This window comes from Mitsuaria sp. TWR114, assembly GCF_007997345.1.
The window spans coordinates 1-1,102 of sequence record NZ_VOSR01000897.1; the positions used below are offsets into that span (position 1 = coordinate 1).

Genomic DNA, 1,102 nt, shown 5'->3' on the forward strand with positions numbered 1-1,102 from the left:
CACGCCGCGCGCCGCGAGCTTCACCAGCAGCTGCTCGTACACCGGCAGCAGGCGCTCCAGCAGCGCGAGGCGGTCGAAGCCTGCCTCCTTGCTCTTGCCCAGGAACAGGAAACTCACCGGCCCGAGCAGCGCCGCCTTGGGACTCGCGGGGAGCGCGATCGCCTCGTCAACCTCGGCCAGCAGCCGGTCGGCGTGCAGCGTGAAGGCGGTGGCGGCGTCGAACTCGGGAACCAGGTAGTGGTAGTTCGTGTCGAACCACTTGGTCATCTCCAGCGCCGCCGCGCCCTCGCCCGCCGAAGCGCCGCAACCGCAGCCCTCGCCATGCTCATGCGCCGCCACGCCCCGCGCCATGGCGAAGTAGCGCCGCAGCGGCGACTCCTCGCCGGTGAAGCCGAAGCGTGCCGGCTCGCAGCCGAACAGCTGGATCAAGTCGGCCACCTGGTCGTAAAGCGCGAAGTCGCCCACGGTGACGTGGTCCAGCCCGGCGCCGGCTTGCAGGCGCCAGTGGCGGGCCCGCAACTCGGCGGCGACGTCCTGGAGCTCGGCCTCGTCGATCTCGCCGCGCCAGTGGCGCTCCAGGGCGAACTTCAGCTCGCGGTTGGCACCAATGCGGGGGAAGCCCAGCACATGAGTCCGAATCATGTTGTTCTCTTCGAAATTGAATGGGATTCGGAATGTTCGCTGCCAGCGAACTATGATTCAAACGAAAGTTTTTTGCCTTCGTCATTAGGATCGCTCATGCAGACACCTCTGGAGCTGCGCCACCTGCGCACGCTGCTGGCCCTGCGCGAGGCCGGCAACCTGTCCCGCGCCGCCCAACTGCTGAACCTCACGCAGTCGGCGCTGTCGCACCAGCTCAAGGGGCTGGAGGACCATTACGGCACCGAGCTCTTCGAGCGCAAGTCCTCCCCGCTGAGCTTCGGCGTGGCGGGCCAGCGGCTGCTCAAGCTCGCCGAGCTGGTGCTGCCGCAGATCGACGAGGCCGACCGCGACGTGCGCAAGCTGGTCGAGGGATCGGCCGGACAGCTGCGGATCGCGGTCGAGTGCCACACCTGCTTCGACTGGCTGATGCCGGCGATGGACGCCTTCCGCGAGCGCTGGC

Annotated in this window: 1 protein-coding gene and 1 pseudogene; one reads left to right on the forward strand and one right to left on the reverse strand. The window is 68.0% G+C overall.

Translation table 11 applies throughout. The features are described 5' to 3' along the window. A pseudogene (locus FUT87_RS25485) lies at positions 1 to 642 on the reverse strand (5-methyltetrahydropteroyltriglutamate--homocysteine S-methyltransferase); the annotation flags it as partial. A 96-nt stretch (positions 643 to 738) separates the two neighbouring features. Between FUT87_RS25485 and FUT87_RS25490 the strand changes: the two are divergent. Further along, the coding region (locus FUT87_RS25490; RefSeq protein ID WP_147242808.1) for a LysR family transcriptional regulator at positions 739 to 1,102 on the forward strand (364 nt) is incomplete at its 3' end.